Here is a 746-nt window from a genome sequence, read left to right as displayed (position 1 = left end):
GGTTTTTGATCGAGTAAGCCGAGACGTTTAGGCTCATGACTGTGCCTGCGCTGCTGTATTGACGGCGGTACTGGTTTGACGCACACCATTAACGATACGCACCAAATCTCCATCATTTAAGAAACTACCGCCTTGCTTCACAATATGGCTGTCACTCGGCAATGGCTCTAGTACGGCGACATTTTCACCAAGTCGCTCGCCTAAGGTCACTCGTTGTTGCTTGATACGTCCCATCGACTTACCGTCTGCCGTGGTCAGATCAGTCACTAGCATCACATAATCATAGCCATCGTTACTGACGATAGCGCTATTAGGAATCGTTTGGGTGCTGGCACTACCGAGTAGAAATTCACCAGTCTGATACATGCCAGCGCGGATTTTTGAATTAGCCGCGAGGCTCGCATAAATCGTAATTTGGCGATTATTATCTGCCGTCGGTGCAATGCGGCTCACCTGTCCCATCACACTATCATCACCCGGTAGAGCGACTCGTACGGGTGTACCAATATTGATATCGCCAATCAGCTTCGGATCTAACTCTGCTCGCCACTCCAATATGCCGCCTTTGATAATCGTAAATAATGGATCACCACCTGCGACCTGCCCAACCTCGATCATTTTTTCACTAATAATACCGCTAACAGGGGCGACTACTGTGGCATTGTCAAGCGTCAAACGCTGATTGCTTAAACGGGCTTTGGACGCTTGCAACGCTGCGCGGGCACGCACCTCAGAGGTACGGTAGC

General features: G+C 50.0%; 1 protein-coding gene. It reads right to left on the bottom strand.

The annotated features are described in order from the left end of the window. Nucleotides 1-33: 33 nt before the first annotated feature. The coding region (locus tag ACS8FC_RS17065) for an efflux RND transporter periplasmic adaptor subunit (RefSeq protein ID WP_439297663.1) at nucleotides 34-746 on the bottom strand (713 nt) is incomplete at its 5' end.

The organism is Psychrobacter sp. 1Y4, from assembly GCF_051847555.1.
This window is presented reverse-complemented; position numbering and strand designations above follow the sequence as displayed.